The organism is Pacificibacter marinus, from assembly GCF_018860505.1.
Lineage (GTDB): Bacteria > Pseudomonadota > Alphaproteobacteria > Rhodobacterales > Rhodobacteraceae > Celeribacter > Celeribacter marinus_B.
Map to the genome: position 1 here is coordinate 101,383 of NZ_JAHKPU010000020.1, position 23,490 is coordinate 124,872.

The 23,490-nt window shown below is 51.2% G+C and carries 19 protein-coding genes and 1 tRNA gene; 6 read left to right on the forward strand and 14 right to left on the reverse strand.

What is annotated here, in order from left to right:
* The 3 genes from KO503_RS08230 to KO503_RS08240 all read right to left on the reverse strand — a co-directional run bounded on the left by KO503_RS08230 (position 1) and on the right by KO503_RS08240 (position 2,834).
* Positions 1-867, reverse strand: coding sequence for a DMT family transporter (locus tag KO503_RS08230; RefSeq protein WP_252730999.1), 867 nt, complete (start codon positions 865-867; stop codon positions 1-3).
* Positions 868-938: 71 nt separating this feature from the next.
* On the reverse strand, positions 939-1,226 hold the full coding sequence (locus KO503_RS08235; RefSeq protein WP_215991069.1) for an HU family DNA-binding protein: 288 nt from the start codon (positions 1,224-1,226) through the stop codon (positions 939-941).
* A 129-nt stretch (positions 1,227-1,355) separates the two neighbouring features.
* Positions 1,356-2,834: an AMP nucleosidase gene (locus KO503_RS08240; protein ID WP_215991070.1), complete on the reverse strand. Its 1,479-nt coding sequence runs from the start codon at positions 2,832-2,834 to the stop codon at positions 1,356-1,358.
* Positions 2,835-2,970: 136 nt separating this feature from the next.
* On the opposite strand from KO503_RS08240, the gene KO503_RS08245 reads away from it, so the two are divergent.
* A complete protein-coding gene (locus KO503_RS08245; protein WP_215991071.1) occupies positions 2,971-3,831 on the forward strand; it encodes an SDR family oxidoreductase in 861 nt (286 codons plus the stop codon).
* Position 3,832: 1 nt separating this feature from the next.
* Here KO503_RS08245 and dxs read toward each other — a convergent pair whose 3' ends face one another.
* From dxs to KO503_RS08270, 5 genes are all read right to left on the reverse strand, one after another.
* A complete protein-coding gene (dxs, locus tag KO503_RS08250; protein WP_215991072.1) occupies positions 3,833-5,761 on the reverse strand; it encodes a 1-deoxy-D-xylulose-5-phosphate synthase in 1,929 nt (642 codons plus the stop codon).
* Positions 5,762-5,776: 15 nt separating this feature from the next.
* Complete coding sequence (locus KO503_RS08255) at positions 5,777-6,643, reverse strand: polyprenyl synthetase family protein (RefSeq protein ID WP_215991073.1); 867 nt, start codon at positions 6,641-6,643, stop codon at positions 5,777-5,779.
* Positions 6,643-6,885 carry an exodeoxyribonuclease VII small subunit gene (locus tag KO503_RS08260; protein WP_215991074.1) on the reverse strand — a complete coding sequence of 81 codons (243 nt, stop codon included), beginning with the start codon at positions 6,883-6,885 and terminating at the stop codon, positions 6,643-6,645. The genes KO503_RS08255 and KO503_RS08260 overlap by 1 nt, the downstream gene beginning before the upstream one ends.
* 101 nt (positions 6,886-6,986) lie before the next feature.
* Positions 6,987-7,682, reverse strand: a complete 696-nt coding sequence (locus KO503_RS08265) for a response regulator (RefSeq protein WP_215991075.1) — start codon at positions 7,680-7,682, stop codon at positions 6,987-6,989.
* Positions 7,679-8,185, reverse strand: coding sequence for a MarR family winged helix-turn-helix transcriptional regulator (locus KO503_RS08270; RefSeq protein WP_215991076.1), 507 nt, complete (start codon positions 8,183-8,185; stop codon positions 7,679-7,681). The genes KO503_RS08265 and KO503_RS08270 overlap by 4 nt, the downstream gene beginning before the upstream one ends.
* Before the next feature lie 166 nt (positions 8,186-8,351).
* Between KO503_RS08270 and KO503_RS08275 the strand changes: the two genes are divergently transcribed.
* A complete protein-coding gene (locus KO503_RS08275; protein WP_215991077.1) occupies positions 8,352-9,221 on the forward strand; it encodes a branched-chain amino acid aminotransferase in 870 nt (289 codons plus the stop codon).
* A gap of 62 nt (positions 9,222-9,283) precedes the next feature.
* Positions 9,284-9,784, forward strand: a complete 501-nt coding sequence (locus tag KO503_RS08280) for a hypothetical protein (protein WP_215991078.1) — start codon at positions 9,284-9,286, stop codon at positions 9,782-9,784.
* Positions 9,785-9,796: 12 nt separating this feature from the next.
* Here KO503_RS08280 and queG read toward each other — a convergent pair whose 3' ends face one another.
* The 5 genes from queG to KO503_RS08305 form a co-directional block, all read right to left on the reverse strand.
* A complete protein-coding gene (gene queG, locus KO503_RS08285) occupies positions 9,797-10,828 on the reverse strand; it encodes a tRNA epoxyqueuosine(34) reductase QueG (protein ID WP_215991079.1) in 1,032 nt (343 codons plus the stop codon).
* Between the two features lie 30 nt (positions 10,829-10,858).
* Complete coding sequence (gene fzlA / locus KO503_RS08290; protein WP_215991080.1) at positions 10,859-11,524, reverse strand: FtsZ-binding protein FzlA; 666 nt, start codon at positions 11,522-11,524, stop codon at positions 10,859-10,861.
* Between the two features lie 50 nt (positions 11,525-11,574).
* Entirely contained in the window at positions 11,575-12,345 is a 771-nt protein-coding gene (gene mtgA / locus KO503_RS08295; RefSeq protein WP_215991081.1) for a monofunctional biosynthetic peptidoglycan transglycosylase, read from the reverse strand.
* Between the two features lie 122 nt (positions 12,346-12,467).
* Positions 12,468-17,003: a glutamate synthase large subunit gene (gene gltB / locus KO503_RS08300; RefSeq protein WP_215991082.1), complete on the reverse strand. Its 4,536-nt coding sequence runs from the start codon at positions 17,001-17,003 to the stop codon at positions 12,468-12,470.
* Positions 17,004-17,117: 114 nt separating this feature from the next.
* A complete protein-coding gene (locus KO503_RS08305) occupies positions 17,118-18,551 on the reverse strand; it encodes an NAD(P)-dependent oxidoreductase (RefSeq protein WP_215991083.1) in 1,434 nt (477 codons plus the stop codon).
* Between the two features lie 228 nt (positions 18,552-18,779).
* Between KO503_RS08305 and KO503_RS08310 the strand changes: the two genes are divergently transcribed.
* A complete protein-coding gene (locus tag KO503_RS08310; protein WP_215991084.1) occupies positions 18,780-19,586 on the forward strand; it encodes an undecaprenyl-diphosphate phosphatase in 807 nt (268 codons plus the stop codon).
* Positions 19,587-19,659: 73 nt separating this feature from the next.
* On the opposite strand, the gene KO503_RS08315 is transcribed toward KO503_RS08310, so the two are convergent.
* Positions 19,660-20,646: a complex I NDUFA9 subunit family protein gene (locus tag KO503_RS08315; RefSeq protein WP_215991085.1), complete on the reverse strand. Its 987-nt coding sequence runs from the start codon at positions 20,644-20,646 to the stop codon at positions 19,660-19,662.
* 141 nt (positions 20,647-20,787) lie between these two features.
* Between KO503_RS08315 and KO503_RS08320 the strand changes: the two genes are divergently transcribed.
* Both KO503_RS08320 and KO503_RS08325 read left to right on the forward strand, forming a co-directional pair.
* Positions 20,788-20,874 (forward strand) — tRNA-Leu (locus tag KO503_RS08320).
* A 567-nt stretch (positions 20,875-21,441) separates the two neighbouring features.
* Positions 21,442-23,418 carry a TonB-dependent receptor domain-containing protein gene (locus KO503_RS08325; RefSeq protein WP_215991086.1) on the forward strand — a complete coding sequence of 659 codons (1,977 nt, stop codon included), beginning with the start codon at positions 21,442-21,444 and terminating at the stop codon, positions 23,416-23,418.
* Positions 23,419-23,490: the final 72 nt, after the last annotated feature.

Below are 23,490 nucleotides of genomic sequence, written 5' to 3' on the forward strand. Positions count from 1 at the left end.
CTACGCTTTAGACAGTTGAACAGCCAAGATACCCACCATGATGGTGACCACCCCCACCAGATCCCATCCGTTCACCTGCTCACCAAGCACAAGGGCCGCAATCGCCACTCCGAAAAACGGGTTTAGGAAGTGAAATGCGGCCCCTTTGATCGTACCAATGCGTTCAACCAGTTTGAACCACAACCATGTCGCAAACAGGCCCGGCACAAAAGTAGTGTAAAGCATTGCTCCCACAAGTTGGGCAGACATGGTGATCTCATATGTGTCGATCAATGGGGATAAAACCCCAAGCACAAGACTGCCAACCAGACTTTGCAGCCCTACCACCATCAAGACATTCGACCCAGCCCCTACTGAGCGTAAAGAAAGCGTGGCAATGGCCAGCGCAACGGTGCCGACGATACACATCAGAACGCCAACCATATCGCTGCCTGCCGACAAGCGCGTCCCCATAATCAACAGCACACCCAAAAAGCCGATGCCTAGACCAAGTAAAGCAATGGGTTTGGGAAGTGTTCGCAAAAACAGAATCGAGAGCAGCGCCACGACCAAAGGCATCGAGGATGCCAAAACCGAGGCCAACGATGCCTCAACAGACCGCATCGCTAAGAAATACAATCCAAGATAAGCAGCGTTCTGGCACACACCAAAGATAATAATCGCGCGCCACTGCTGACGCGTAAATATCCACGATTGACCAAGCGCGCGTGCCAAGCCGACACCGACGATACCCGACATGAAAAACCGCAATGACAGCGACGCCAATGCCGGCGCATCGGCAACGATGATCCGTGCTGAGGTAAAGGCAGATGACCACATCAGCACAAAAGCTACGCCCATTAAGATCGCTTTGAAATCGGCTTTCATTTTATGCCTACCTAGAAATGCAAAAGGGCCGCGCACATGCACGACCCTTTAAAAAATATTGCGTACAAGCCTTAGCCGTTCACGCTGTCTTTAAGCGCTTTAGCAATGGTCATTTTCACGACTTTATCTGCGTCTTTTTTCATTTGCTCACCCGTTTGTGGGTTACGCACCATGCGCTCTGGGCGTTCACGGCAGTAGATTTTTCCAACACCTGGAAGTGTCACAGCGCCGCCAGCAGAAACTTCGCGGGTGATGATTGCGACGACGGCATCAAGAGCAGCGCCAGCTGTCTTTTTGTCTGCGGCCAGCTCTTCTGCCAAAGCGGCAATAAGCTGTGTTTTTGTCATTGGTTTCGACATGTCTGTATCTCCTCGTGTCCCCCTTGGATTAGGGGGTATCGGGCATTTCTAAGCGAATATAGTGGGCGCACACAACGGTTAGTGTATGAAACAAGTCACTTTTCGCCCCTTTTACAGCGATTTTCCGCCTTATAAGAAAGCCGTTTCTTCAAATGAGCGCAGTTTTCGGCTGTGAATGCGTTCAATCGGCATGTCTCGCAAAATTTCCATCGCGCGAATACCGATCAACAAATGTCGAGAAACTTGGCTTTTATAGAAATCAGACGCCATGCCCGGCAACTTTAGCTCACCGTGCAAGGGCTTGTCGGACACACATAACAGCGTGCCGTATGGGACCCGAAAGCGAAAACCATTGGCGGCAATCGTGGCACTTTCCATATCTAAGCCCACAGCACGTGACTGAGACAGGCGCTGAACTGGACCAGATTGATCGCGCAATTCCCAATTACGGTTGTCGATCGTCGCCACGGTGCCTGTGCGCATGATCCGTTTTAGATCATAACCCTCAAGCTGGGTAACTTGCGCCACCGCATTTTCAAGCGAGGTTTGAATTTCTGCCAAGGCAGGAATCGGCACCCACACAGGCAGGTCCGCGTCCAACACATGATCTTCACGCAAATAAGCATGAGCCAAAACAAAATCCCCCAAGCGCTGCGAATTGCGCAGGCCGGCACAATGCCCCACCATAATCCAAGCATGAGGTCGCAAAACGGCGATATGGTCAGTTGCGGTTTTAGCGTTTGACGGTCCAACGCCGATGTTCACCAAGGTCACGCCAGACCCATCTGCACGCTTCAGGTGATAGGTCGGCATCTGCGGCATCTTGGTGATCGGATCAATCGGAGTGTCAGGGTCAGTGATCTCAACATTCCCCGTGCTCACAAAACTGGTATAGCCGCTGTCTGGGTCTGCAAGCTGCTCACGCGCATAAGCCTCGAACTCAGAGACATAGAACTGGTAGTTCGTGAACAGCACATGGTTTTGAAAATGGCCGGCGTCTGTTGCTGTGTAGTGCGATAGACGTGCAAGAGAATAATCAATGCGCTGAGCTGTAAACGGCGCCAACGGCTCCGATCCGTCTTCATACTGAAAGGTATAACCATTGACGATGTTGTCGTGGGTTGTCGCCAAATCCGGCACATCAAATACATCACGCAAAGGGTAATCCATCGCGCCTTCTTGCGGCACCGTGACACTATCATCATTGGCGACAGCAAAATGCACCGGCAACGGCGTTTGCGACGGCCCAATTTCAACCTGAATACCGTGATTTTCAATCAATTGTTGTAGCTGAAATGTCAGATAATTGCGGAACAGATCTGGGCGCGTGACGGTTGTCGAATATATCCCAGGTTTAGAAACATGGCCAAACGACAGACGACTGTCCTGCGACGCATATGACCGCACAGTGATTCTAATTTCTGGATAATAGGCACGAAATTTTGCGGTAGGCTTGGCGCCTTCAGCCACTTGAGAAAAGCGTTCCGTTAAAAACTGAGTGGCTTCTGTATAAAGCTCTTCGAGCCTTTGAACAGCTGCTCCGGCATCTGAAAATAACTCAGACTCACGCCTTGGTGGCGTTTCAAGTTTCAGTCCTGCGTTCGACATCACCACAACAACTCCGTTCTAATCTGATTGGCCCACTCAGGTCTTAAATCTCGACCTTTGGTTGCACAATTGTCACCAACTCTTAGGATGACGCAAGCCCAGCGCGCAGTGATTTTTACAAACGGGACATCAATTCATGTCAGCTCATCTTTTTTCCTATGGTTACGGATATTCTGCGACAGCACTCGGCGCGTTGCTTTTGCCTGCGAATTGGGCCATCACAGGCACAGTACGGAACGCAAAACAGGCCCCAACCCTGCGTAAAACAGGGGTAAATGTCCGCGTGACGCCAGATGACGACATTTCTAGTGACATCAAAAACGCCACACATCTGCTCATATCAGCCGCACCAACAAGTGACGGCGATCCTTTTTTGCTCAATCACCTGCAAGACCTGAAAACCGCACAAAATTTAGAATGGGTCGGCTATCTGTCAACAACAGGCGTTTATGGCGATCGTGACGGCGGATGGGTTGATGAGACATCTCCCTTAACACCTGCCACAGCACGTGGAAAAGCGCGCGTCGCAGCAGAAGCACAGTGGATTAAGACCTCTCAAGATTTAGGTTTGAATCTCAAAATCTTCAGACTTGCGGGGATTTATGGCCCTGGCCGTGGCCCTTTCGCCAAAGTTCGCAATGGGACTGCACGACGGATTATCAAACCGAACCAAGTCTTTTCACGCATTCATGTCGACGACATCGCACAGGTGCTTTTGGCCTCGATACATCGACCCAAATCCAGTAAAATATTTAATGTTTGCGACAATCTAGCTGCCCCGCCTGAAGACGTTATTGGCTATGCTGCCAAACTACTTGGACGGCCATTACCGCCAGCTCAAGACTTTGAGACAGCGGACATGACCCCTATGGCCCGCAGCTTTTATGCCGAAAGTAAAAAGGTCAAAAACGACCGGATCAAATCTGAACTCGGGGTCGAGCTGATCTATCCCGACTATATGACTGGCCTCACCGCACTACTGGCCTCTGAAAGCTAACTCACGCGCGTTTTGAAGCGATGTCCGTGATCCCCAAAACGCGCAGAACTTTGGCTTCTATATCTTCGGCGTTCAGGCCTGCAGTCGCATACATATCCGCAGGGCTAGACTGGTCGATAAAGGTATCCGGCAGAACCATAGACCTAAATTTGAGACCCCGATCGAACACGCCCTCGTTGGCCAGAAAATCCGCAACATGTGATCCAAAACCCCCTATCGCACCCTCTTCAATGGTGATCAGTGCCTCGTGGTTGTCTGCCAAGTCACAAATAAGATCGTAATCTAAAGGCTTAGCAAATCGCGCATCGGCGATGGTTGGCGTGATGCCCTTTTGCGCCAAGCTTTCACAAGCTTTGCGCACCGCATCAAGGCGCGTGCCAAATGACAAGATCGCAACACGCGCACCACTTTGAACAATACGGCCCTTGCCGATTTCAATGGGTGTACCACGCTCTGGCATATCGACACCAACGCCTTCACCACGCGGATACCTGAATGCAATAGGCCCATCATCATGCGCTGCTGCTGTTGCAACCATATGAACCAATTCAGCTTCGTCTGCGGCAGCCATTACAACAAAGCCCGGCAAATTGGCCAAGAACGCGATGTCAAACGACCCTGCATGAGTGGCACCATCCGCGCCAACCAAGCCCGCGCGATCAATCGCAAAGCGCACGGGCAAACGTTGAATGGCAACATCGTGCACCACTTGATCATAGCCGCGCTGCAAAAAGGTCGAATACATCGTGCAAAACGGCTTCATACCACCCGCCGCCAAACCAGCAGCGAAGGTCACACCATGCTGTTCAGCAATGCCGACGTCGAAACACCGCGACCCATAGCGCTCAGCGAATAAATTGAGCCCTGTGCCATCAGGCATCGCGGCTGTCACCGCGCAAATTTTATCGTCAAAAGATGCCTCTTGCACTAAGGCTTTGCCAAACACGGACGTGTAGGACGGTGCATTGGGTGTCGCTTTTTCCTGCTTACCTGTCAGGACATCAAACTTGGCCGTCGCGTGGCCCTTATCGCTTGCGCGCTCAGCCGGTGCGTAACCTTTGCCTTTTTTCGTGATCGTATGGATTAAAACAGGCCCCGATGCCCGCGCCTTAACGGTGCGCAATACGGACAAAAGCTGATCCATATCGTGACCATCAATTGGGCCGACATAGGAAAACCCAAGCTCTTCAAACATCGTGCCGCCAACAGTCATGCCTTTCAGCATTTCTTTCGCACGACGCGCCCCGTCTTGAAACGGTGGCGGCAGCAAGGACACGGCACCCTTGGCGGCGGCTTTAAGTTCTTGGAACGGCTCCCCAGCATAAAGGCGTGACAAATAACTGGACAGCGCCCCCACAGGTTCAGCGATCGACATTTCGTTATCATTGAGAATCACAAACAGTCGCTTGCCCAAATGGCCTGCATTGTTCATCGCCTCAAAGGCCATACCGGCCGACATCGCCCCATCACCGATCACAGCAATACCATCGCCAAGCGCAGGATCAGGCGCCCCTCCCAAATCGCGTGCGACAGAAAACCCGAGTGCTGCGGAAATAGATGTCGAGCTATGTGCAGCGCCGAACGGGTCGTAGGGGCTTTCAGAGCGTTTGGTAAATCCGGACAGACCGCCTTTTTGGCGCAGGGTGCGAATGCGATCACGGCGGCCTGTGAGAATTTTATGCGGATAACACTGGTGCGATACGTCCCAAATCAATCGATCCTTTGGGGTATCAAACACAGCATGCAACGCGACGGTCAGTTCGACCACACCAAGGCCAGCGCCCAAATGCCCACCCGTTTCAGACACTGCTGAAATCGTCTCAGCGCGCAACTCGCCCGCCAAGCGTTTCAGCTCGGTATCCGACAAGGATTTAAGATCCGCAGGCGTCGTTACGCGGTCAAGGGTCGGCGTGTCAGGAAGATCAGACATGGCGCATCATCTTTCTTAGGTTTCGCGGGAAATAACGAACCGCGCCGTCGCGCGCAAGGTTTCAGCGCGATTTCCATAAGGGCCAATTGCCTCACAGGCTTCATCAACAAGGGACGCTGCACGTCTTTGCGCCGCCTCCACCCCCAGCAAGGATACAAATGTCGCCTTACCAGCACCTTGGTCTTTGCCGACGGCTTTGCCGGTTTTCCCAGAATCCCCGATGACATCCAAAACATCATCCTGAATTTGAAAAGCCAATCCCAAAGCGCGCGCATAACGCACCAAAGGCTGTGGATCTGCTCCGCCCAAAATGGCCCCCGCCGTGGCAGACCATTCAATAAGCGCACCGGTTTTATTGGCCTGTAGCTCGGTAATCGCGGCCAAATCCAAGGGCGTCAAGGCGGTCTCAGCCGCGATGTCTTGTGCTTGTCCCAAAACCATACCCTGCGCACCAGAGGAACGCGCCAAAGACGCAATCAAATCGATCCTAATCTGGCAGGAAGGGGATACTTCAGGACGTGAGAGCAATTCAAAAGACAAGGTTTGCAACGCATCACCGACAAGCACTGCGGTGGCTTCATCCCATTTTTTGTGAACCGTTGGTTGGCCACGACGCAAATCGTCGTCATCCATGCACGGCAAATCGTCATGCACCAAACTATAGGCATGCATCGCCTCGATCGCGGCGGCAGACCAAACAGATTGAGCAGGCTCAATATCGTGCAAAGCGGCACTTTCCAACACCAGCAAAGCGCGCAGACGCTTGCCGCCGGAAAGCGCATATTGAACACCCAATTCAACAGGCGATTGTCCAAGAGGCACAAAAACCTCAGCAAAACAGGTCTGCACCAAGTGACGGCAGCGATCGAGTTCGGTTTGCATCAGAGGCCTTCGACAGCTTGAACTCCGGCAGGCTTGCCGTCAGACCCAACTGAGATTTTCTCAACTTTTTCTTCGGCGTCTTTCAACTTGGCTTCGCAATGGGCTTTGAGGTCCGCACCGCGTTCATACAACTTAATGCTGTCTTCCAGCGCCACTTCGCCACGTTCAAGCTTTGCCACAACTTGATCAAGCTCAGCCATCGCAGCTTCGAAGCTCAATTCAGACACAGTCGTCTCAGTCATATCGACGTCTCCACAAAGATTTGTCTCAGTATATTATGGGCTGCATACATGAAGTGACCACCTCTTGGCCAGTTCCCTATCAAGCAAGTTTTCGGAGAACTTCACTCTGGGCTCAACATATATCCAGCGCCGCGCACAGTTTGCAAAAAACGTGGCTGACGTGGGTCAGATTCGAACTTGCGCCGCAGCCGCGTGATTTGCACATCCACCGCGCGCTCTTGCGCTTGTCCACCATCGCGCCCTAATTTTTCCACTAACTCACTACGAGAAACAGTCTCACCCAGAGTGGCAGAGAAAATACGCATGAGCTGCGCTTCGGTTTGGGTCAAACGTACAATTTTATCGCCTTCCCACAATTCGCCACGCTCAATATCGTATCTAAAGTCGCCCAAATGCAGATATTTGGGCAATGCCACAGCTTCTTCGGCCTGCGGCACGCGACGCAAAATGGCATTAATACGCAACAGCAATTCTTTCGGCTCAAACGGCTTGGCCAAATAATCGTCAGCCCCCGCTTCCAGTCCGGATATCCTATCCTCGGTTTCGCCTTTGGCCGTCAGCAAAAGTATCGGCGTTGCCAAAGTTTGACGCAGACTGCGCGTCAGAGTGATTCCGTCCTCGCCTGGCATCATAACATCCATGACAATCATATCGAATTCTAGCCCAGCCAAAAGCTTACGCGCATGGGCCGCGTCTCGTGCGGCAGTCACGCAGAACCCGTTGCGGATCAAAAACTTTTGCAGCAGCTGGCGAATACGTTCATCGTCGTCAACAATGAGAAGATGAATATCACTCAAGTGTCTTTCTCCTTTAGCGCATTGAAATAAAGCTGCTGGTCGGCATCCATCATAGCCTCTAACACTTCGCGAAAGCCTGCGACAGCCTCAGGTCCTGCTTTGCTGAACGCGGTACGCATACGCGCGCGTTGTGCTTCTGAAAGCTCAGCTTCTAGTGACTTGCCTTTCGGCGTCAAAAACAAATGCCGTTCACGTTTGTCTTTTTGTCCAACGCGGCTTTCGACCAACTCATCTTCGATCAAAGTGCGCAACACTCGATTGAGCGATTGTTTGGTAACCCCTAAGACATCAAGCAAAGCATTCACAGTCGCACCGGGAGCGCGATTGATGAAGTGCACAGCACGGTGATGCGCACGCCCATATCCATGTAAGTCCAGAATTCTATCGGGGTCTGCGGTAAATCCTCGATAGGCGAAAAACATCGCCTCAATCCCGCGGCGCAATTGCTCGTCAGTCAAAAACAACAGGCTTTCGCCACCGCGTGTACTTTTGCCGTCTGCCACAGTGTCTCCATTCACAATCTGCGTAACCTATAAGCATTTTAAGTCAGCGATATTGACATTCCAAGTCGCAATTGTTAGCGCATAACAGGTTTTGCGTAAGATAATGTTAAATATATCCTATCTAAACGCAACAATTGCAAATTGCACAGCTATAGGGAATAGAAAAATGGCCGGTTCATTCGAAGATCGCGATGGTAAAATCTGGATGGACGGCGCGCTCGTCGAGTGGCGCGATGCACAGGTCCATATTCTAACTCACGCGATGCACTATGCATCTTCAGTTTTCGAAGGTGAGCGTTGCTATTCAGGTAAGATTTTCAAATCACGCGAGCACTCAGAGCGCCTGCTGCGCTCTGGTGAATTGCTGGACATGCCGATCCCTTATACTGTCGACGAAATCGAAGCGGCCAAATACGCGGTGCTTGAAGCCAATGGTTGGACGGACGCCTATATTCGCGTTGTGGCTTGGCGTGGCTCTGGCGAGGATATGGGCGTTGCCTCAAACAAAAACCCCGTACGCATGGCTGTCGCAGCTTGGGAATGGGGCGCCTATTACGGCGATGCGAAAATGCAGGGCGCAAAACTCGATATCGCTAAATGGAAACGCCCGTCGCCCGAAACAATTCCAACAGCCGCCAAAGCCGCTGGTCTTTATATGATCTGCACAATGTCCAAACACGCAGCTGAGGCCAAAGGTTGTTCCGATGCATTGTTTATGGATTACCGTGGCTATGTTGCTGAGGCGACCGGTGCCAATATCTTTTTCGTGAAAGACGGCGAGGTACATACGCCGATCCCCGACGCGATCTTGAACGGCATCACCCGCCAAACCATCATTCAAATGCTCAAAGACAAGGGCATCACTGTCCATGAGCGCGTGATCATGCCCGAAGAACTTGATGGGTTTGAACAATGCTGGCTGACAGGAACAGCCGCCGAAGTGACCCCCGTTGGTCAAATTGGCACGCATACATTCGAAGTCGGCGCGCTGACACGCGACATCGCTGAAGCTTATGAAAAATTAGTGCGCAGCTAAGTTAGCAAAACTTAAAGCCTCTTCTGCTAAATATCTTCGGTGATATTTGGCGGAGAGGTCCTTTGGTTAAAAGAGAAACAATTTTTGTCGGCTTGGTCGCAACCTTTATTGTGCTGCCCGCTGCGCTGAGCTTATCTGCCTATTTCATCACCAAGAACCCGAACTTTCGCCCTCTCGGTATTACATTAGACAGTCTGACCGAAGCAGGATTGATCGAAAGTTCGGGTGAAATTATCGCCGTTGTTTCGATTGGTGATCGAGCCCCAAAACACAGCCCTAAAAGCGAATATATAAAAGCGCTAAAATCGACATTCGAGATTTTAGGAAGCGACGTAGATGTCAAGTTTCGCAGCGCCCCAAACACATCAGACATCACAGTCACATACTTAGTCGGCTTAAGCCGCATCGGACCCTACCCAATCACACAAGCAGCAAGTGGCGTCAAAGCTGCCATACACGCCGAACGGATGGTTAAAGAACATCAACGCACGCTCATCCAAAAGCAAGATGCTCTTGACGAAACGAACACCTCAACGTCTTGGTTTCGCTTTTTCGACGACTAGTGCATCAACAGATCACAACCGCGCCAAAGCCCAAGCTGCAGCCTCCGCGACGGTCTCATCTGGATCAGTCAACAGCGCGCTCACCGAGTAGCGAAGCGTTTTGTCTCCTGAGTTTCCTATAGCATAAAGCACATTACGTACGAACCGATTGCGACCAATGCGTTTGATCGGCGACCCCGAAAAGCGTTCTCGAAAAGCTGTATCATCTAAAATGACCAATTCCGACAACGGCGGAGACACTAAGTCTGCGCGCGCATGATATCGAATATCTGCGGCCTCAACAGCAAACTTATTCCACGGACAAGCTGCCAAACAATCATCGCAGCCATAAATACGATTGCCCAACAGAGGCCTTAAACTCTCATCCACCGGCCCATGATGTTCGATCGTCAGATAAGAAATGCAGCGACGCGCATCAATCTGGTACGGTGCAGGAAATGCATCTGTCGGGCAAGATGTTAGGCAGGCGGTACATGACCCGCAGCGGTCAACTTCAGCAGGATCGGGATCAAAATCAAGCGTTGTAAAAATCGCACCCAAAAAGAACCAACTGCCCAAATCGCGGCCAACCAGATTGGTGTGCTTGCCTTGCCAGCCAAGCCCTGCTTTCGCCCCTAAGGGTTTTTCCATCACTGGCGCAGTATCGACAAACACTTTGATTTCAGTGTCAGGTCCCGCCTGATCGATAAGCCAACGCCCAACACGCTTAAGCCGTTTTTTAACGATGTCGTGATAATCGCGATTGCGCGCATAAACAGAAATGGCCCCCGCATCTTTGCGCTTCACGGCCTCCATAGGATCATCGTCTGGCGTATAGGCCTCAGCCAGCATAATCACCGATTTCGCTTCTGGCCAAAGCGCAGACGGATCACCGCGCCACGCCATGCGGTCGGCCATCCATGCCATTTGGCCGTGGCGTTCTAAATCAACATACTGCTGCAATCGCTCCATCGCCTCAGGCAACTCAGGGCGGGCAAAGCCAACCTGCGAAAATCCTTCTTGCAAGGCCTGTTGGCGCACCGTTTCTTTGTCCAATACTGCCACTGTTCGCGCCTCTTTTCGAACTAGCCTATATCAAAAATCGAGATCGGCATAATGCGGTGGCGGTGGAAATCCTGAAACATGATCAGCCAAAAGGGACCGAAAAGCTGGACGAGATTTGATCTTTGCGTACCAATCCTTGACCACAGCAGATCGGTTCCAATCCACATCTGAAATATAGTCCAGCGATGACAAATGCGCCGCAGCCGCGAAATCAGCCAACGTCATTGCATCGCCCGCAAGCCAACGACGGCGATCCAAAAGCCACGCCATGTAGTCCAAATGGAACTTGATCGCCTTCGAGCCCGCTTTGACGTTTTTCGAATCAGGGTACCCCGACTTGGTCAATTTGCGATTCACCCGCTCATACAGTAGATTCGAGGTGACTTCGTGGTGGAATTTATCATCAAACCAAGACACCAACCGCCGCACTTCAAAACGCCCTTCGGGATCGTTCGGCATCAAAGACGGACTAGGGTGTTTTTCCTCGATATATTCACAAATAGCAGCGCTTTCGGACAGGATCATGTCATCGATACGTAAAATGGGCACTTTTCCTGCGGGGTTGCGGCGTAAAAAGTCAGGGTCTCGCTCCCAATACCGCTCTTCAACAAGCTCCACTTCGAGCTTTTTTTCAGCAAGGCTCAAACGCACTTTGCGGCAAAATGGGGATAGGGGAACATGAAACAGTCGGATCATTGCACAGTACTCTTTTGTTTTATCCTAAGTGCCGTGAAAGCGCGGGCAATTCAATCCTCGAAACACGCTGAGCGCCCGTCCGCTTGAATTGTCGCGGCACCATCGGCGATTTGCGCGGCACGCCGCTTTACAAATGGCCCAGGATTGCCTGCATTTCTTAATTTCGGCGCAGGTAAAACCGCCGCAAGTTGAGCGGCTTGTCTGGAAGACAGTTCTTCGGGGCCAACACCAAAATAGGTGCGCGCGGCAGCCTCTGCGCCAAACACGCCCTCGTCAAACTCAGCGATATTCAAATAAACTTCAAGGATACGCCGCTTGCTCCACGTCAATTCAACGATGGGCGTCACCAAGGCCTCCAACGCCTTACGTGACCAAGACCGACCATGCCAAAGAAACACATTTTTCACCACTTGCTGAGAAATCGTCGACGCCCCGCGTCCCGCCCCTTCATCAATGGCTGCGCGGATTGCACCAAGATCAAACCCCCAGTGTTCGCAAAAATTCGCATCCTCGGCTGCAACGACAGATCGTGCCAAAACGGGTGATATATCTTCCATCGGCACCCATTGATAATCAACGCCGTTCGAAACACGTCCCTCGGACACCATATAGGGCGTCGTGGGTATGGGCAGCACTGTGTATGTCAAAATCCAGATAAGCCCGAGCGCAATCACAGCGAACACCAATTGAAAGGCGCGTCGCCGTAGCCGTGCAAAAAAACCAAAACGAGCAGGTTCGCGTTTTGCAACGGGTCGCAAAGGCTTTGCCGTCTTTTTGGTTTTGCTTTTGGTCGTCTTGGTTGATTTGGGTGTCTTAGCCATAGCGCAGTGATTCATGGTCTCACGCGTCAGGTCAAGGCGTCGCGCAAAGAACGCGTGTTTTTGGCAAAAGAAAAAGCCCCCAATCGCTTGGGGGCTTAAATGTTTTAAGAGGTTGAAAAGCCTTATTCTGCAGGAATTGCACCTTTTTCCAAAGACAGCGGGGCTTTGATATGCACCAACATCTCTTTAGGGCACACTTGCAAGAAGTTGGTTTTTTCAACATCCCAATTGCCCAAGATTTCGGATGCTTTAACGGATCCAGTTTCTCGGACGTGGCGTTCGATCAAGGATTTAAGTTCGATTTCCCAATACTCAACTGTCACAGGACAAGTCACCAAAGTCTCGTGGTTCATCAGTTGGAACGCGGTGCCTTCGGGATCGTAGAGATAAGCCATACCACCCGTCATACCCGCACCAAAGTTAGCTCCGATGGACCCAAGGATCACAGCGATACCACCGGTCATGTATTCACAGCCGCTGGAGCCACAGCCTTCAATCACGACCGTTGCACCAGAGTTGCGTACTGCGAAACGTTCACCTGCACGACCTGCTGCAAAAAGATAGCCGTCAGTCGCACCATAAAGAACCGTGTTGCCGATAATAGTGTTCTCGGACGCAATCAAAGGTGAGTGCATAGGCGGACGCACAACAACGATACCGCCAGACAGACCTTTGCCGACGTAATCGTTAGCGTCACCTGACACTTCGATCTTCAGACCGGGGGCTGCAAAAGCACCCAGAGATTGACCCGCAGAGCCTGTGAGCTTCACAGTCAGGTGGTCGTCTTGCAAATCGTTACGCATACCAAAGTTCTGCACGATGTGACTAGACGTACGTGTGCCAATGGTCCGGTGTGTGTTTTGAACCGCGTAGGACAACTGCATTTTCTCGCCATCTTTCAAGAAACGCGCAGCGTCAGAGACGATTTGAGCATCCAGCGTATCAGGCACAGCATTGCGTGGCTTCGAGCGATCATAGACGATCTTGTCAGCGCCATCGACGGTGATCAAAAGCGGGTTGAGATCAAGGTCATCAAGATGCGCAGATCCGCGTGACACCTGCGTTAGCAGATCAGCACGACCAATCACTTCATCCATAGAGCGCGCGCCGATAGAGGCCAGAATTTCACGCACTTCTTGCGCATAGAATGTGATCAAGTTGACCACTTTATCCGCATTGCCGGTGAACTTTTTGCGCAAATCATCGTCTTGCGTACACACACCCACAGGGCAAGTGTTCGACTGACATTGACGGACCATGATACAGCCCATCGCGATCAACGCAGCCGTGCCGATGCCGTATTCTTCGGCGCCGAGCATCGCAGCCATAACCACATCACGACCTGTGCGCAAACCACCATCGGTGCGCAACGTCACGCGTTCACGCAGGTTGTTCATAGAGAGAACTTGATGCGCTTCAGTCAGGCCCATTTCCCATGGCAGACCTGCGAATTTGATCGAGGTCGCTGGCGATGCGCCCGTGCCGCCATTGTGACCCGAAATCAGAATGATATCCGCTTTCGCTTTGGCCACACCAGCCGCAATCGTGCCAACGCCGGAAGACGCCACGAGTTTCACAGTGACTTTACAGCGCGGGTTGATTTGCTTGAGATCGTAGATCAGCTGCGCCAAATCCTCGATAGAATAGATATCGTGGTGCGGCGGCGGAGAGATCAAGGTCACGCCTTTGGTCGAGTGACGCAACTTGGCGATGAGGTCTGTGACCTTCATGCCGGGCAGCTGGCCACCCTCACCGGGTTTCGCGCCTTGAGCAACTTTGATTTCAAGCTCTTCACAGGCCAAAAGATACTCGGCTGTGACCCCAAAGCGGCCAGATGCAACCTGTTTGATCTTTGCGGAAGCATTGTCACCGTTTGGTTCCGGCGTGAAGTCATCAGGGCTTTCGCCACCTTCACCAGAGTCAGATTTAGCCCCAATGCGGTTCATCGCGATGGACAAAGTACGGTGCGATTCAGGAGACAAAGCCCCCAAAGACATGCCCGGTGTCACAAAGCGTTTGCGGATCGCAGTGATGGATTCCACCTCTTCGATTGGCACAGGTTTGCCCAAAGGTTTGACATCCAAAAGATCGCGCAAATGGATCGGCGGATTGGACCGCATCTTGGCGGTGTACTGTTGCCACATGGAATAAGATGCACGATCACAAGCCGATTGTAGCATGTGCATCGATTGTGCTTCCCATGCATGGGTCTCGCCAGATTTACGTGATTTGTAGAAACCACCGATGGGCAATGTGTTACCACCCAAGAAGCCTTGCGCGTGTACTGCCTTAAGTTTCTTCTGGATGCCTCCAACACCGATACCGGAAATGCGTGACTGCATTCCAGGGAAGAACTCAGCACACATCGCGCGCGACAGACCGACGGCCTCAAAGTTCAAGCCACCGCGGTAAGACGAGATCACAGAGATACCCATCTTCGCCATGATTTTCAGCAATCCAGCATCGACAGCAGCACGGTAACGCGCGACAGCTTCAGTCAATGTGCAATCCAACAAACCACGCTCAATACGATCATTGAGCGAGTCTTCGGCCAAGTAGGCGTTCACGATAGTCGCACCGCAGCCGATCAACACCGCGAAATAATGCGGATCGATACATTCAGCAGAACGCACGCCGATAGAACAGAACGTGCGCAAACCTTTGCGCGTCAGCCAGCTGTGCACAGCAGAGGTTGCCAAAATCATCGGCATCGCGACACGATCAGCGCCTTGGCCTTGGTCCGTCAAAACGATGTGTCCGCCACCTGAACGCACGGCTTCTTCGGCCTCGGCGCGCACGCGATCAAGCCCTTCACGCAGTGCATTCGCACCGCCATCAACTGCAAAAGTACAATCGATTTCGGTCATCGGTGCGTTGAATTTTGATTTCAGCGTTTCAAATTGAGCGTTGCCGACGAACGGACTGTCGAGCACCAAAATTTCAGTTTGTGAGCTACTTTCATCCAGCACGTTTTTCAAGTTGCCAAACCGTGTCTTGAGCGACATCACCCGATATTCGCGCAATGAGTCAATCGGAGGGTTGGTGACCTGTGAGAAGTTTTGACGAAAGAAGTGGCTCAGCGGACGGTATTTTTCAGACAAAACCGCAGAAGGCGTGTCATCCCCCATCGAGGCCAAAGTCTCTTTGCCATCTTCGGCCATAGGTGCAAGAATTTGCTCGAGTTCTTCGATAGAATAACCAGCCGCGATTTGGCGCTGCTTTAAATCCACACCGCTAAAGATCGCTTTTTCCTCTAAACCAGACAGGCTTTCTTCAAGGTCATTGATCTTGCCCGCCCAGTCACCAAACGGCTGCGCTGCGGCAAGTTTATCTTTCATCTCTGTATCATGGTAAAGTTTGCCATCTGTCATATCGACAGCCAACATTTGACCCGGTCCAAGCGCGCCTTTTTCAACAACAGTCGCCTCATCAGTCGGCACCATGCCCACTTCAGAGCCCGCAATGACAAGACCATCTCCTGTCACAACGTAGCGCATCGGGCGCAAGCCGTTACGATCAAGACCAGCACAAACCCAACGACCGTCCGTCATAGCCAAAGCAGCAGGGCCATCCCATGGTTCCATCACGGAATTCACGTAAGAATACATGTCACGCCAAGATTGCGGCAGCTCCACAGCTTGTTGCGACCACGCCTCAGGCACGAGCATGGTTTTCGCCATTGGTGCAGACCGCCCAGCGCGCACCAAAACTTCGAACACAGCATCAAGCGCCGCAGAATCAGATGCACCTTGCGGGATGATCGGTTTAATATCCTCAGCCGTGTCGCCAAATGTGGTCGAAGCCATGCGAATCTCATGCGACTTCATCCAGTTTTTGTTGCCCTTGAATGTGTTGATCTCGCCATTGTGAGCCAACATACGGAACGGCTGCGCCAGCCACCACTGCGGGAAAGTGTTTGTGGAATACCGTTGGTGGTAAATCGCAAAAGCGGATTCAAACCGTTCATCCATCAAGTCAGGGTAGAATTCTGCGACCTGTTCAGCCAACATCATGCCTTTGTAGATGATAGAGCGGCAAGACAAAGAACAGACGTACAAAGACTGTGCGCCTGCGGCCAAAGCAGCTTTTTCGATACGACGACGAATCACATAAAGCTCGCGCTCGAATGTCTCTTCGTCCACGCCTTTGGAGTTCGAAATCAAAATCTGTTCGATTTCAGGGCGTGTCACATTGGCTTTTTCACCCAAACAATCAACACTCACAGGGACGTGACGCCAACCGTAGATGTAATAACCCATCCGCAGAACTTCGGATTCGATGATCGTACGGCAGGTCTCTTGAGCGCCGAAATCGGTGCGCGGTAGGAAGATTTGCCCAACAGCGATCATTTCATCTGTGCGTGGCTTGTGCCCAGTGCGTTTCACTTGATCATAGAAAAATGGAACAGGGATTTGCACGTGAATACCTGCGCCATCACCCGTTTTGCCGTCCGCATCAACAGCACCACGGTGCCAGATCGCTTTGAGGGCAGAAATGCCGTTTTCAACGACTTTACGAGATTTTGTGCCGTCGACAGAAACAACAAGACCAACCCCACAAGAGGAGTGTTCATCTTCTTCGCGGAAGAGAGAATTTTGTGCCATCCATTCGCGTTTTGCTTCTTCGCGAGCGGCCCAGCTTTCATCATATTTTGTCATATTGGTAACCCTTCCTTATCGTTTGGTGGGGTCGAAAGACTTCAGTGTAGACCGAGTGGGCGACATGTGACTGCGTGAAAGCAATTCACCCGCGCGCCTCTCGATCGTTAAAATTTACTCGGCTGCAACGCTTGCCGCGGCATTGACCTGCTCAACAATGGCATCAGCCGCTTCGCGTCCATCACGGATCGCCCAAACAACCAAAGATGCACCGCGCTGAATATCGCCACAGGCGTAAACGCCCGGCAGTTTGGTTTCATGCGTTTTGAAATCAGCCAAAACTGTACCCCAACGCGTGACCTCCAAACCATCAGCATTCCACAATTTTGGAAGCTCTTCTGGCTCGAACCCAAGCGCCTTGATCACGAGATCTGCGTCTTCAACATAGTCCGCCCCCTCGATCACTTCAGGAGATTGGCGACCTGAGGCATCCGGCGTTCCCAAACGCATTTTTTGCACCATAACGCCCGTGACAGGATTACCTGCAAAACCTTTTGGCGCTGCAAGCCAGACAAATTCTACACCTTCTTCTTCGGCGTTTTGCGTTTCGCGTTGCGACCCAGGCATATTGGCACGATCACGACGGTACAGACATTTCACGGATGTGGCGCCTTGACGAATCGCTGTACGCACACAGTCCATCGCCGTGTCACCACCCCCGATAACCACGACTTTTTTGCCTTTTGCGTTCAATGCACCGCTGTCAAATTCTGCAACAGTGTCACCGAACGAAACTTTGTTAGATGCTGTCAAATAGTCCAGCGCAGCGACGATACCGTCAGAACCGGCGCCTGGACCTTGAAGATCACGAGACTTATAGACACCTGTGGCGATCAAAACGGCGTCATGCTTTTCGCGCAAAGCGTCAAAAGTGATGTCTTCGCCAACATTACAGTTCAAAACGAATTCAACGCCTGACTCTTTCAGCTGATCGATGCGACGCATAACCACGTCTTTTTCAAGCTTGAAGCTTGGGATGCCGTAAGTCATCAGGCCGCCAGCGCGATCGGAGCGCTCATAGACAGTCACCTGAAGGCCAGCACGACGCAAACGGTCGGCGGCGGCAACACCGCCGGGACCTGAGCCGATAATCCCCACAGATTCAGTGCGCTCCGTGTGCGGCTTGATGCCTTCAACCCAACCGTTTTCCCAAGCAGTGTCCGTGATGTATTTCTCAACAGCACCAATCGTGACTGTCCCGTGACCAGACTGTTCAATCACACAGTTGCCTTCGCATAGACGGTCCTGCGGACAGATGCGCCCACAGATCTCTGGAAATGCGTTGGTCTCCTGCGAGAGTTCATACGCTTCCTTCAAACGCCCACTTGCAGTCAAGCGCAACCAGTCGGGAATATTGTTGTGAAGCGGACAATGCGACTGACAGTAAGGCACACCACACTGCGAACAGCGGGAGGCTTGTTCTTCAGCTTTCGCTGAAATGAAGTCACCGTAGATTTCCAAGAAATCTTCCTTACGGTCGCCTGCGTCGCGTTTTTCGGGCATATCCCGTCCAACGTTCACAAATTTGAGCATAGGCTCCTTGGCCATAACGCAATATCTCCGTAGGTTTGAGTTTGAATTTGTATGCTATGTACAAAGAACTGGCACAAAAGAAAAGTCATAAGTGCTGTCCTATATGTTGTTTATGACCGTACATCGGCCCGTTACGAACAATAAATCACAAAAAGTATGTCAGCAATTATGACGTTAATTGAAGCTTCTTATTGAGTTTAAAAGAGTTTATCATTTTATTATCAGATCACCAAGGACCGCCCTATGAGCCTCTTTTACTTATTTCTCGTTGCCTTAATTCAAGGTGTTACAGAGTTTCTGCCTGTTTCATCCTCGGGTCACCTGATTCTGCTGCCTTATTTTGTTGGAATCGACGATCAAGGCCAAGCTATCGATGTGGCCGTTCATATCGGCACATTGGGCGCTGTGGTCGCCTATTTTTGGTCGGACGTTAAAGTTGGCCTGCTAGGCATTCCGCGTATGTTGACCGGAAAAATTGACACGCCGGGCGCGAAGCTTGCCTTTCTTTTGCTCATAGCGACAATCCCCGTCATCCTTCTCGGCCTCGTCATCAAAGTCACTGGGCTATCGGACGCCATGCGATCCATTCGCGTGATCGGTTGGACAATGTTGATCTTTGGCTTGGTTCTATATTGGTTCGACCAAAAAGGCCCCACGCACAAGATCGCCACAGACTGGTCAATCAAGGACGCCATCATTCTTGGCCTATGGCAGGCCGTTGCCCTTATTCCTGGAACTTCTCGCTCTGGCATCACCATCACAGGAGCACGCGCACTTGGTTACACACGCGAAGACGGTGCAAAAATTGCCATGTTAATGTCGATCCCAACCATTTTGGCTTCAGGCATTTTGCTTGGCGCAGAGGTTGCAGGCGATGCAGACTGGGAACTTCTAAAATATGCAGGCATAGGCGCTGCGTTCGCATTTGTCGCGGCACTGGGGGCACTTGTATTGATGATGCGGCTCTTGCGCTCCGTGAGCTTTACGCCTTACGTCATTTACCGTGTTATTCTTGGCGCTGTGCTTTTGATCATTTCTTACAGCGTATAAACTTTCAAACTCGCACAAAAAAGCGCGCCCAAACTATTGGAGCGCGCCTCTTACATTTTCAAAATCAACCGCCTTAGGTTTTGTGTAGGTTTTTCGCACTGTCGCGAATATCAGCATATTGCCCTGAATCGCGGTAAACCCACAAATATTCAGGCAAGATGGCATCCATAGTTGTTGGCGCAATCCCCAAATCTGCAAAGCTTTTTGTATCCGGTGATACAACACAATCGTTTGCAAGGTTTTTAACTTGATCGCGCGTCAAAACTTTGTTGTGGAACAGCCCAAGCGTCATAGTTTGCGCAAGGCCAAACCCCATCGCCATCAGGTTACCAACAAAAAACGGCAAATCAACGACAAGTCGGCGGCGCTGAATAAGGCCCAGCATTTTGTGGATCAAACCTTTAAGCGTATCCACTTCAGGTCCACCCAACTCATAAATGCCTGAAGGCGCATCACCCAACACAGCCTTAACGGCAGCCTGTGCGACATCGTCAACATAGACAGGCTGAAACTTTGTCTCACCGCCAACCAAGGGCAAGACAGGGCCAAATTTTGTCATCTCAGCAAAGCGGTTGAAGAAATCATCTTCCACACCGAACACAACTGACGGGCGCAAAATCACAGCAGCCGGGAAAGACGCAAGAACAGCCTGTTCGCCCTCAGCTTTGGTTTTTGCATATTCGCTTTCAGATTCAAGATCGGCCCCAATCGCCGACAGATGAACCAAGTTGCCAACGCCTTCTTCGGCAGCAATACGCGCGATGCGCGCAGCCCCGTCGGTTTGAACCGCAGCAAAAGAGTTTTTACCCTTTTCAGTCAAAACGCCCACGCAGTTCACAACTGCATCTGCGCCTTGCATCGCGGCCCGCACAGAGGCGTCATCGCGAATGTTACACAGAATAGGATCGACCTGACCGACCGCCCCATAAGGTTTTACATGAAGCGACTCGTTTGGGCGACGAACAGCAACGCGCACGCGCCATCCTTCTTTTGCCATACGCCGCGCGATATACCGCCCGACAAAGCCAGCTCCACCATAGATGGTGACCAATTTCGTCATCTGCATCTCCAATGCCATTTTCTATGTTTTTCTTAGCTTTTCATGATCAAATGAACAAGACGCTATAATCACCAATGAAAACCATCGAATCTGCGTTGACAGGCCTGCAACACCTCTTTACATCGCCACCTTACGACACCTGCCCAGGTGGCGGAATTGGTAGACGCGCTAGCTTCAGGTGCTAGTATTGGCAACGATGTGGAGGTTCGAGTCCTCTCCTGGGCACCATTTGGTCGATAGATCTTATTAAAATCAGCAGATTACACACATCATATCAGATCGATATGTACCAAATTATCTTGACCCTGCGTACTATATAAAATCTCATCGAGTCAGAAGTTTCATAACCGCTTGCCATTGAGCCGTTTTCAGCACTCTTCACCGCCACTCTCACCCAGTGCAGAGCCTTAAAATAAGCCCTCGAAGTAAAAAACTTTTAGCGCGCACTACAAAAACATCCTCAAGACTGCAGTCCAACACTCTGTGTTAGTGAACTAAGCATCACTCTCTTTCGCCATGCAAAATTTTCGCATGTTGTGATTTTTTGGCACCATTTTCATGCAAATGGAAACTGCTAGTCTCAGAGGCTTAATTAAGGTCCTCGCTTTTAATCTTACTGTTTTTATTGGTCTTTAGGGAGAGGCGGCATATCTTTTTGGCGTCCAAGTTGAGTGAATATAAAAACGTTATAGATTTCAGACGAATAAATACCTGACAAAAATACTTGAGAATCTGCAACCTACTGCCTAATCCGTGAACATCATTCGAAGAAACGGCAATTAAAAGGAAAGTTTCATGAAAGTATCGCGTTTTATGGCGTTGTGCGGCGTGTCTTATGCCGCATTTACGGCTGCGGGCTTTGCGCAAGAAGTATACGACTTGGACCCAATCAACATCTCATTGATTGAGGCTGGACAGGAAAACATCGAAGCCACTGGTGGCGCTGTGATTTCCGAAGAGGATATCCAAGCGATCCAACCACAAAACCTGTCTGAATTATTCTCTCGTGAGTCTGGTGTGACAGTGTCCGGCGGAGCAGGGCCGTCAAAACGCGTTTATGTGTTTGGCATGGAGCAATCCAACCTGGCTGTCACTGTAGACGGCGTTCCACAGGGGGTAACCAGCTGGCACCACACAGGGTCGAATGTTGTCGACACAGCGTTTTTGAAATCCGTCGAGGTCGAGGCGGGCATTTCGACCGCAGATGCAGGTTTCGGGGCTGCCGCGGGGTCGTTGCGTTACGAAACTGTATCAGCGGGCGATCTGCTTGAAGAAGGTGACAGCTTTGGTGGCCGCGCTTCGTTGGGTTATAGCGACAATGGCAATACATTGACCAGCTCACTGGCTGCCTTTGGCGACACGGGAAACTTTGACTATCTGGTCGTGCTGAGCAATCAAACCGGTGATGATTACGTCGACGGCTCAGGCACTGAAGTCATAGGCTCCGAGGCTGCGGCTCAAGGTCTCATGACCAAGTTGGGGTATGAATGGGCAGAGCACCGAGTTGAGCTATCTTACGAGCACAGCGAAGATTCGGCTGATCGTGTTATCAAGATGAACATGGACTTGAACCATGATGGCACAAAGTACCCTCTCGATATCACGAACGACATCGTGAGCCTGAGATATACAACGACTGCACCAACGGATGTCTGGGATCCAGAGATTCTGCTTTACTATTCCGAAAATAACTACTGGCGTCCGAACTATGTTGTGGATGGACGCAACGGTGACATGGAGTTGGACAACGGCGCGATCGGCGGCAAGATCGAAAACACCTTTACCGTTCAAAGTGGGTCGATCATCGCTGGTGTGGACTTTGCCTACCAAGGCTACAGCATCGATAACTACGGCGATGTCACTGGCACACCGGCGGTTCAGAACCTCGACACAATGCAGGTTGGCGCCTATGTGCAAGGGCGTTTTGAATTCGATAACGGGATCGACCTGTCAACTGGCCTGCGCGCAGACCATATGATTTTCAACGACATGGATGGCCAGCGTTTCGAAGACAGCGGTATAAGTGCAAACCTCACAGCGTCCTATGAATTCGCGCCTGGCTTTGAAGTGTTCGCGGGCGCATCTCAGACATGGGTTGGTTATGATATTGGTGAATATGGCTTGATGCACGCGCGGGATTACGATTTTGCGTCCGATTATGCAGGTGCGAACTCGACCAATTACAAAATCGGTGTGAATGGTTCTCGCGGTGCTTTCACTGGTGGCCTGACCTATTTCGACATCAAGGTCGAAGACTACGCCAATTATGATTGGACCGTGGATGAGATCAACAACGGCGGCGAGGTGCGTTCCAAGGGTATGACGCTGAATCTTGCCTATAACTATGCAAATGGGCGCATTGGCGGATCTTACACCAAAGCAGATGTATCAGAGAACGGTGATGCAGTGCTGCCATCTGGCGGAAGCATCGTGCCTGTAAGTGATCTTGCAACACTTTACGTTGATCACAACATCTCTGATCAGCTGAAGGTCGGAGGAACACTTGCATGGGCGGGCACACTCGACAGCGACTTGATGTCTGAAAACAATTTCTACGCGCATGAAAGCTATACGGTCGTGAACGCATATGCCGAGTATAAGCCTCAGCAAATGGATGGCCTAACGCTGCGCCTTGGTGTCGATAACCTGTTCGATGAATACTATTATGAGCGTTCATCATATGTGTACACTGAGATCAGTGATACGCGGATTGTATACCCTCAATATGCTGAGGGTCGCGCAATCAGCCTGACAGCCACCATCGACTTTTAAGATCGCCTGAAATGGCTCAAAAATCGCTTTGGGGGCCTTTGTCCCTAAAGCATATCTCGTGGATAACTTGGG

Coding starts and splice junctions, on each gene's coding strand:
- KO503_RS08230 (WP_252730999.1), bottom strand. CDS start 867: ATGAAAGCCGATTTCAAAGCGATCTTAATGGGCGTAGCTTTTGTGCTG.
- KO503_RS08235 (WP_215991069.1), bottom strand. CDS start 1,226: ATGTCGAAACCAATGACAAAAACACAGCTTATTGCCGCTTTGGCAGAA.
- KO503_RS08240 (WP_215991070.1), bottom strand. CDS start 2,834: ATGTCGAACGCAGGACTGAAACTTGAAACGCCACCAAGGCGTGAGTCT.
- KO503_RS08245 (WP_215991071.1), top strand. CDS start 2,971: ATGTCAGCTCATCTTTTTTCCTATGGTTACGGATATTCTGCGACAGCA.
- dxs (WP_215991072.1), bottom strand. CDS start 5,761: ATGTCTGATCTTCCTGACACGCCGACCCTTGACCGCGTAACGACGCCT.
- KO503_RS08255 (WP_215991073.1), bottom strand. CDS start 6,643: ATGCAAACCGAACTCGATCGCTGCCGTCACTTGGTGCAGACCTGTTTT.
- KO503_RS08260 (WP_215991074.1), bottom strand. CDS start 6,885: ATGACTGAGACGACTGTGTCTGAATTGAGCTTCGAAGCTGCGATGGCT.
- KO503_RS08275 (WP_215991077.1), top strand. CDS start 8,352: ATGGCCGGTTCATTCGAAGATCGCGATGGTAAAATCTGGATGGACGGC.
- fzlA (WP_215991080.1), bottom strand. CDS start 11,524: ATGATCCGACTGTTTCATGTTCCCCTATCCCCATTTTGCCGCAAAGTG.
- mtgA (WP_215991081.1), bottom strand. CDS start 12,345: ATGGCTAAGACACCCAAATCAACCAAGACGACCAAAAGCAAAACCAAA.
- gltB (WP_215991082.1), bottom strand. CDS start 17,003: ATGACAAAATATGATGAAAGCTGGGCCGCTCGCGAAGAAGCAAAACGC.
- KO503_RS08305 (WP_215991083.1), bottom strand. CDS start 18,551: ATGGCCAAGGAGCCTATGCTCAAATTTGTGAACGTTGGACGGGATATG.
- KO503_RS08310 (WP_215991084.1), top strand. CDS start 18,780: ATGAGCCTCTTTTACTTATTTCTCGTTGCCTTAATTCAAGGTGTTACA.
- KO503_RS08315 (WP_215991085.1), bottom strand. CDS start 20,646: ATGACGAAATTGGTCACCATCTATGGTGGAGCTGGCTTTGTCGGGCGG.
- KO503_RS08325 (WP_215991086.1), top strand. CDS start 21,442: ATGAAAGTATCGCGTTTTATGGCGTTGTGCGGCGTGTCTTATGCCGCA.